We start from the raw sequence: 8,704 nt of genomic DNA on the forward strand, positions 1-8,704 counted from the left end.
GTAACCGGTATCCAGGTGCGGGAAACCGTCCCCGATCCGTTTTTTGATTCTGCCGATGAAGTCGTACTGGTTGACCTGCCGCCGGACGATCTGCGCCAGCGCCTGCACGAAGGCAAGGTGTATATTGCCGGCCAGGCCGAACGCGCTATCGAACATTTTTTCCGCAAAGGAAACCTGATTGCCCTGCGCGAGCTGGCCCTGCGCCGCACCGCCGATCGCGTGGATGACCAGATGCGCGCCTGGCGAGACCTGCAGGGGCGGGAGCGCGTCTGGCACACGCGTGACGCCATTCTGTTATGCATTGGTCACGGCAGCGGCAATGAAAAACTGGTCCGCACCGCCGCCCGGCTTGCGGCGAAGTTTGGCAGCGTCTGGCACGCGGTGTATGTCGAAACGCCACAGCTTCACGGCCTGCCGGAAAATCAGCGTCGCGCCATTTTGAGCGCGCTGCGGCTGGCGCAGGAGCTGGGTGCCGAAACCGCAACCCTGTCCGATCCGCAAGAAGATAAAGCCATTCTGCGCTACGCGCGCGAGCATAACCTGGGCAAGATTGTCATTGGACGTCGCCAGCATCGCCGCTGGTTTAGCCGCGAATCTTTTGCCGACAGGCTGGCACGCCGCGCGCCGGATCTGGATTTAGTCATCGTCGCGCTGGATGACAAGCCCGCCCCCCTGCCCGGCCGTACGCCGGACGCACGCACCTTTGGCGATAAATGGCGCGTCCAGATCCGGGGCTGCCTGGTGGCCGTGGTCCTTTGCGCCCTGATTACGGTGATTGCCAGCCAGTGGCTAATCGCCTTCGATGCCGCCAATCTGGTCATGATTTATCTGCTGGGCGTCGTTGTGGTCGCGCTCTTTTATGGCCGCTGGCCGTCGGTGCTGGCAACGGTGATCAACGTCATCAGCTTCGACCTCTTTTTTATCGCTCCGCGCGGGACGCTTGCTGTCTCGGACGTGCAGTACATTCTGACCTTTGCCGTGATGCTTACCGTCGGGCTGGTGATCGGGAATCTGACGGCAGGCGTGCGCTACCAGGCACGCATTGCCCGCTATCGCGAGCAGCGCACCCGCCATCTGTATGAGATGTCAAAATCGCTGGCGGTCGGTCGCACGCAGCAGGATATCGTCCAGACCAGTGAGCAGTTTATCCGTTCGACCTTTCATGCCAGTAACCTGATTTTGCTCCCCGACGAGCAGGGGCGCCTTCGCCCGCTGACCTCCCCTTCGGGGATGACGCCCTGGGATGAAGCGATTGCCCGCTGGAGCTTTGATAAGGGTTTACCTGCCGGTGCCGGCACCGACACTCTGCCCGGGGTGCCTTACCAGATCCTGCCGCTGTGCAGCGCGGATAAAAATCACGGGCTGGTCATCGTCGAGCCGTCTAACCTGCGTCAGCTGATGATCCCCGAGCAGCAGCGCCTGCTGGAAACCTTCACCCTGCTGGTCGCCAGCGCCCTTGAACGGCTGGCGCTCACCGCCAGCGAAGAGCAGGCACGGCTGGCAAGCGAGCGCGAAAGTATTCGCAATTCGCTGCTGGCAGCGCTGTCTCACGATTTGCGCACCCCGCTTACCGTGCTGTTTGGCCAGTCCGAAATTCTGACGCTGGATCTGGCGGCGGAAGGATCAAAACATGCGATGCAGGCCAGCGAAATTCGTCAGCACGTGCTAAATACCACGCGTCTGGTGAACAACCTGCTGGACATGGCGCGCATTCAGTCCGGCGGGTTTAACCTCAAAAAAGAGTGGCTCACCCTTGAGGAGGTTGTCGGCAGTGCGCTGAAGATGCTGGAGCCGGGTCTCGGCGGGCGCCATATCGAGCTGGACATGCCGGAACCCCTGACGTTAATCCATGTGGATGGCCCGCTGTTTGAGCGCGTGCTGATTAATCTTCTGGAAAATGCCGCTAAATACGCCGGGGCAAAGGCCCGGCTGGGGATTGCTGCCAGGGTGGATAAACGTGTGCTGCGGCTCGATGTCTGGGATACCGGGCCGGGTATTCCGGCCGGCCAGGAGCGCGCCATATTCGAAAAATTTGCGCGCGGTAATAAGGAATCTGCCATTCCGGGCGTTGGGCTGGGGCTGGCGATCTGCCAGGCGATTGTTGACGTGCATGGCGGCACCATTTCCGCAGAGAACCGCCCGGAAGGTGGGGCACGCTTTTGTGTTACACTTCCTCTTGAAACCCCACCAGAACTTGATGAATTACTAGAGGATTTGTGATTAACGTTCTGATTGTTGAAGATGAGCTCGCTATCAGCCGATTTCTGCGTACCGCGCTGGAAGGCGACGGTTTGCGCGTTCATGAAGCCGGTACGCTTCAACGGGGGTTAATTGAAGCCGCCACCCGCAAGCCAGATCTGGTGATCCTGGATCTGGGACTCCCGGATGGCGATGGCATCGATTTTATTCGTGAGGTGCGTCAGTGGAGCCAGATGCCCATTCTGGTGCTCTCTGCCCGCACCGAAGAGACGGATAAAATCGCCGCGCTGGATGCCGGAGCGGATGATTATCTGATCAAACCGTTTGGCATTGGCGAGTTACAGGCCCGGCTGCGTGTGGCGCTGCGTCGACACAGTGCCACCACTCCTTCTGAACCGGTGTACGTCTTTGGCGATATCCGCGTCGATCTTGCCGCCCGCCGCATCGTGCGAGGGGAAGAAGAGATCCACCTTACGCCTATCGAGTTTCGTCTGCTGGCCGTGTTGCTCAGTAACCATGGAAAAGTGTTAACGCAGCGACAGCTGTTAAGCCAGGTCTGGGGACCGAATGCTGTCGAACATAGTCACTATTTACGCATTTATATGGGACACCTTCGCCAGAAACTTGAAGCCGATCCCGCGCGTCCTCGTCATTTATTAACAGAAACCGGTATCGGATATCGGTTTATGATCTGAATAAGTATTCACTTTAATTTTAAATAAAGAACACACCAGCCTGAATATAGCCATGAAAATAACGCCGAGATTATTTTCATGCCTATATTCGCCCTCACTAAACATAATTAGAACACCAATTTAACACCAAACCAACAAAACAGCATTTTGATCTGCGTTATTCACTCATAACGACTAATTATTTCTGAAATGATCGGTTATTGGTGATCTGTTTCACAGTTAATCCCTTTTTCCTGGATAAAATGACCGTGCTTTCAATTACTGAAAGGAAAATGAACATGGAAAACAATAATCGTTTAATGCCCCATATAAGGCGGACAACACATATCATGATGTTTGCCCACCGAAACTGTTTTGACTTTCATCTCTTTAACGCCCGGTAGTCCTTCGACTTCTGGCGCATCTGCTTACAGGTTATCCTGAAAAACGCTATTTTACAGGCTGTTGCCTGTGAACACCTGCGCTCATTCCTTGTGATTCAGATTCTCCGCAACCGGGCGGACTGAATTCTACTCAGCAAAAAAGCAATTAACTGATTTCGTATCAGCGGACGCGCTTTGCTTTTTTTTCCGGAAAAAATCGATTTCTTTACCGCAAGAAGTCGAGGGACCCATATTGCCTGAAATAAAGAGATAAAGATGAAAACGTTAAAAATTGCCGTCAGCCGTGCCTGCCCTGAATGCTTTACCACTTCGCGGGAGATCGTGGATATCACCGCATCGGATTATATTGATGTGGCAGCCGTGGTTCTGGCCGTCAGTGATATTTTCAATGGCGCCATAGAAGAAATAGAAGCCACGGGATTCGGTATTCCGGTGTTTATTGCCACGCATAAAGAAGAAAGGGTTCCGGCTGAATTTTTGTCGCGTATTCACGGCGTTTTTGAGTACTCCGACACCAGCAATGCGTACTACGGACGCCAGCTTGAAGCGGCTGCGCAGAAGTACGAAACCCAGCTCCGCCCGCCGTTCTTCCGCGCGCTGGTCGATTACGTCCAGCAGGGGAACAGCGCGTTTGACTGCCCCGGACATCAGGGAGGCCAGTTCTTCCGACGCCATCCGGCCGGAAACCAGTTTGTCGATTTCTTTGGCGAAACGCTTTTCCGCGCCGATCTGTGCAATGCCGACGTGGCAATGGGCGATCTGCTGATCCATGAAGGTGCGCCATGCATCGCCCAACAGCATGCGGCAAAAGTCTTTAATGCGGATAAAACCTACTTCGTGCTGAACGGCACCTCCTCTTCCAATAAGGTGGTGCTCAATGCCCTGCTCACGCCAGGCGATCTGGTGCTGTTCGATCGCAATAACCATAAATCTAATCACCACGGAGCACTGTTACAGGCGGGAGCGACGCCGGTGTATCTGGAAACAGCCCGCAACCCGTACGGGTTTATCGGCGGTATTGACGCACACTGTTTCGACGAGAGTTACCTGCGGGAACTGGTGTCAGAGGTCGCGCCTGGTCGCGCGCGGGATGAACGTCCCTTCCGTCTGGCGGTGATCCAGCTGGGCACCTACGACGGTACCATTTATAACGCCCGTCAGGTGGTGGATAAGATTGGTCACCTGTGCGATTACATCCTGTTTGACTCCGCCTGGGTGGGTTACGAGCAGTTTATCCCGATGATGGCCGACTGCTCGCCGCTGCTGCTGGAGCTGAACGAAAACGATCCGGGCATTCTGGTTACCCAATCGGTGCATAAGCAGCAGGCGGGCTTCTCGCAAACCTCGCAAATCCATAAGAAGGACAGCCACATAAAAGGCCAGCCGCGCTATGTCCCGCATAAGCGCCTCAACAACGCCTTTATGATGCACGCCTCCACCAGCCCGTTTTATCCGCTGTTTGCCGCCCTGGATATCAACGCCCGCATGCACGAGGGGCAAAGTGGGCGCAACATGTGGATGGACTGCGTGGTGACGGGTATCGAAGCGCGAAAACTGATCCTTCAGAACTGTCAGTTTATTCGCCCGTTCGTGCCGGAGACGGTGGATGGCCGTCCGTGGGAAAGCTGGGATACGGCGGAGATCGCCACCGATCTGCGCTTCTTCCATTTCGTTCCGGGCGAACGCTGGCACGCCTTTGAGGGATATGCCGAGCATCAGTATTTTATTGATCCCTGCAAACTGCTGCTGACCACGCCAGGCATCAACGCCCGCACCGGCGAGTATGATGATTTCGGCGTGCCCGCCACCATCCTCGCCAACTTCCTGCGTGAAAACGGCATCGTGCCGGAAAAATGCGACCTCAATTCCATTCTGTTCCTGCTCACCCCGGCGGAGGACATGGGCAAATTGCAGCAGCTCGTCGCCCAGCTGGTGCGCTTCGAAAAACTGCTCCAGAGCGATGTGCCGCTGAAAGAGGTTCTGCCCTCTCTTTATAAGCAACATCCGGAACGTTATGCGGATTATTCCCTGCGTCAGATTTGTCAGGAGATGCACGACCTCTACGCCCGCCATAACGTGAAGCAGTTGCAGAAAGAGATGTTCCGCAAGTCTCACTTCCCGCGCGTCATGATGAACCCGCAGGAGGCGAACTATGCCTATCTGCGCGGTGAGGTCGAGCTGGTGTCACTGCGCGACGCGGAAGGCCGTATCGCCGCGGAAGGCGCGCTGCCTTACCCACCGGGGGTGTTGTGCGTGGTTCCGGGGGAAGTCTGGGGCGGTTCCGTGCTGCGCTATTTCGCCGCGCTGGAAGACGGGATCAATCTGCTGCCGGGCTTTGCGCCGGAGTTACAGGGGGTTTACGTCGAGGAGTGTGACGGGCGCAAACAGGTGCGCTGCTACGTCATTAAACAACCCGCCGCTCAGCCGTCTCTGCTGAAAGGAGAAAAATTATGAGTAAGTCCAACAAGATGGGCGTGGTACAACTCACTATCCTCACCATGGTGAATATGATGGGGTCCGGGATCATCATGCTGCCCACTAAGCTCGCTGAAGTGGGGACGATTTCGATTATCTCCTGGCTGGTAACGGCGGTCGGCTCAATGGCGCTGGCGTGGGCGTTTGCCAAGTGCGGGATGTTCAGCCGTAAGTCTGGCGGCATGGGCGGCTATGCCGAATATGCGTTTGGCAAGTCGGGCAACTTTATGGCCAACTATACCTACGGGGTGTCGCTGCTGATCGCCAACGTGGCGATTGCCATTTCCGCTGTCGGTTACGGTACGGAGCTGTTTGGCGCGACGCTGACCCCGGTGCAGATTGGGCTGGCGACCATCGGCGTGCTGTGGATCTGCACCGTCGCCAACTTTGGCGGCGCGCGCATCACCGGACAGCTCAGCAGCATCACCGTCTGGGGCGTGATCATTCCGGTAGTCGGTCTGTGCATCATCGGCTGGTTCTGGTTTAGCCCGACGCTGTACGCCAATTCCTGGAACCCGCACCACGTGCCGTTCTTTACCGCCGTGGGATCGTCCATCGCCATGACGCTATGGGCTTTCCTCGGGCTGGAGTCAGCCTGTGCGAATGCGGAAGTGGTGGAAAACCCGGAAAAGAACGTGCCGATCGCGGTACTCGGCGGGACGCTGGGGGCGGCGGTGATCTATATCGTCTCAACCAACGTGATTGCGGGAATTGTGCCCAACATGGATCTCGCCAACTCCACGGCGCCGTTCGGGCTGGCGTTTGCGCAGATGTTTACGCCAGAGGTAGGGAAAGTGATCATGGGACTGATGGTGATGTCCTGCTGCGGCTCGCTGCTGGGCTGGCAGTTCACCATCGCCCAGGTATTCAAATCCTCCGCTGACGAAGGTTATTTCCCGAAAATCTTCTCCCGCGTCACCAAAGCGGATGCGCCGGTACAGGGTATGCTGGCGATTGTGATTTTCCAGAGCGGTTTGTCGCTGATGACCATCAGCCCGTCACTGAACAGCCAGTTTAACGTGCTGGTCAACCTGGCGGTGGTGACGAACATCATTCCGTACATTCTGTCGATGGCGGCACTGGTGATTATTCAGAAGGTGGCGAAGGTGGATCCGCGCAAAGCCCGGGCGGCCAATATCGTGGCGCTGATTGGGGCGATTTACAGCTTCTATGCGCTCTACTCGTCCGGTCAGGAGGCGATGCTGTATGGCGCGATGGTGACCTTTATGGGCTGGACGCTGTACGGTCTGGTGTCACCACGGTTTGAACTGAAGAATAAGCATAGTTAAAAAAGAAGCCCGGTGGCGCTAACGCTTACCGGGCCTACGAGATCAATGTTTTCTCCCTCTCCCTGTGGGAGAGGGCCGGGGTGAGGGCATCAGCCCGCACCAGACACCACTTACGCGTTTTTCAGCACTTCGCTGACAATCTCTACCGCTTCTTTCTCAATCTGCTGGCGGTGCTCAGCGCCGAGGAAGCTTTCGCAATATATTTTGTACGCATCTTCCGTACCGGATGGACGCGCGGCGAACCAGCCGTTTTCGGTCATCACTTTCAGGCCGCCGATGGATGCGCCGTTACCCGGTGCCGCCGTCAGACGCGCGGTGATCGGGTCACCTGCCAGGGTGCTTGCGCTGACCATCTCCGGAGAGAGTTTGGACAGAGCGGCTTTCTGAGCAGAGGTCGCGCCAGCCTGAATACGGTTATAGCTTGGCGCACCAAAGCGTGCCGCCAGGTCGTTGTAATGTTCCTGCGGGTTCTTACCGGTAACCGCGGTGATTTCCGCCGCCAGCAGGCACATGATGATGCCGTCTTTATCGGTTGACCATGGGGTGCCGTCGAAGCGCAGGAAGGATGCCCCCGCGCTCTCTTCACCACCAAAGCCGAAGCTGCCGTCGTGCAGACCGTCAACAAACCACTTGAAGCCCACCGGCACTTCCACCAGCTTGCGGCCCAGCGCATCGACCACACGGTCAATCATGGCGGAAGAGACCAGCGTTTTACCCACCGCAACCTCTTTGCCCCACTGCGGACGATGCTGGAAGAGATAATTGATCGCAACAGCCAGGTAGTGGTTAGGGTTCATCAGCCCAGCCGGGGTGACGATACCGTGGCGGTCGTAGTCCGGGTCGTTGGCAAACGCCAGGTCGAACTTGTCGCGCAGCGCCAGCAGGCCAGCCATTGCGCATTCGGAGGAGCAGTCCATACGGATCGCGCCGTCTTTGTCCAGGTGCATAAAGCGGAAGGTCTGATCGACGTGATCGTTCACGATGGTCAGATCCAGCTTGTAGTGCTCGGCAATGCGTTTCCAGTATTCAATACCGGAGCCGCCCAGCGGATCCACGCCCAGCTTCAGACCGGCTTTCTGGATAGCGGCCATATCGACGATATCCGCCAGCCCTTCCACGAACGGCTGCACCAGATCCTGCTCTTTCACGTGGCCGGACGCCATGGCTTCATCCAGCGAGATGCGCTTCACGCCGTTCAGACCGTTAGCCAGTAACGCGTTGGCGCGATCTTCCACCACTTTCGTGACGTTGGTATCCGCCGGGCCACCGTTAGGTGGGTTGTACTTGATGCCGCCATCTTCCGGTGGGTTGTGGGACGGGGTGATCACAATACCGTCCGCCTGCGCGCCACCTTTTTTGTTATGTACCAGAATAGCGTTAGAAACCGCAGGCGTTGGCGTGAAACCGTTGTTCTCCTGAACAATCACGTCTACGCCGTTTGCCGCCAGTACTTCCACCACGGAGATAAAGGCAGGTTCAGACAGGGCGTGGGTATCTTTCCCAACATAGCACGGACCGGTGACGCCATTTTTGGCGCGCTCTTCCGCGATGGCCTGAGCAATGGCCAGAATGTGCGGTTCGTTAAAGCTATGTCGCGCCGCGCTGCCGCGGTGGCCAGATGTACCAAACTTCACTGCGTGTTCTGCGTTGCCCACCACCGGCT

General features: G+C 56.9%; 6 protein-coding genes. 5 read left to right on the plus strand and 1 reads right to left on the minus strand.

Annotation, left to right across the window (positions count from 1 at the left end; genetic code table 11):
- The 5 genes from kdpD to potE all read left to right on the plus strand — a co-directional run.
- Nucleotides 1-2,220: two-component system sensor histidine kinase KdpD (gene kdpD, locus HP459_RS18825; RefSeq protein ID WP_171936634.1), on the plus strand; the 2,220-nt coding region annotated here is incomplete at its 5' end.
- Complete coding sequence (gene kdpE, locus HP459_RS18830) at nt 2,217-2,894, plus strand: two-component system response regulator KdpE (RefSeq protein ID WP_022647450.1); 678 nt, start codon at nt 2,217-2,219, stop codon at nt 2,892-2,894. The genes kdpD and kdpE, both read left to right, overlap by 4 nt.
- Nucleotides 2,895-3,172: 278 nt before the next feature.
- Nucleotides 3,173-3,277, plus strand: coding sequence for a leader peptide SpeFL (gene speFL / locus HP459_RS18835; RefSeq protein ID WP_003858645.1), 105 nt, complete (start codon nt 3,173-3,175; stop codon nt 3,275-3,277).
- Nucleotides 3,278-3,532: 255 nt separating this feature from the next.
- A complete protein-coding gene (gene speF, locus HP459_RS18840; RefSeq protein ID WP_022647449.1) occupies nt 3,533-5,731 on the plus strand; it encodes an ornithine decarboxylase SpeF in 2,199 nt (732 codons plus the stop codon).
- Nucleotides 5,728-7,041, plus strand: a complete 1,314-nt coding sequence (gene potE / locus HP459_RS18845; protein ID WP_022647448.1) for a putrescine-ornithine antiporter — start codon at nt 5,728-5,730, stop codon at nt 7,039-7,041. Before speF ends, potE begins: the two co-directional genes overlap by 4 nt.
- 110 nt (nt 7,042-7,151) lie before the next feature.
- Here potE and pgm read toward each other — a convergent pair.
- Nucleotides 7,152-8,704: phosphoglucomutase (alpha-D-glucose-1,6-bisphosphate-dependent) (gene pgm / locus HP459_RS18850; RefSeq protein ID WP_171936635.1), on the minus strand; the 1,553-nt coding region annotated here is incomplete at its 5' end.

The sequence above is a fragment of the Enterobacter sp. CM29 genome, from assembly GCF_013179605.1.
Classification (GTDB): Bacteria; Pseudomonadota; Gammaproteobacteria; order Enterobacterales; family Enterobacteriaceae; genus Enterobacter; species Enterobacter intestinihominis.

What these genes read in the sequence shown, in the direction of transcription:
- speFL (WP_003858645.1), top strand. Translation starts at nt 3,173, where the DNA reads ATGGAAAACAATAATCGTTTAATGCCCCATATAAGGCGGACAACACAT.
- speF (WP_022647449.1), top strand. Translation starts at nt 3,533, where the DNA reads ATGAAAACGTTAAAAATTGCCGTCAGCCGTGCCTGCCCTGAATGCTTT.
- potE (WP_022647448.1), top strand. Translation starts at nt 5,728, where the DNA reads ATGAGTAAGTCCAACAAGATGGGCGTGGTACAACTCACTATCCTCACC.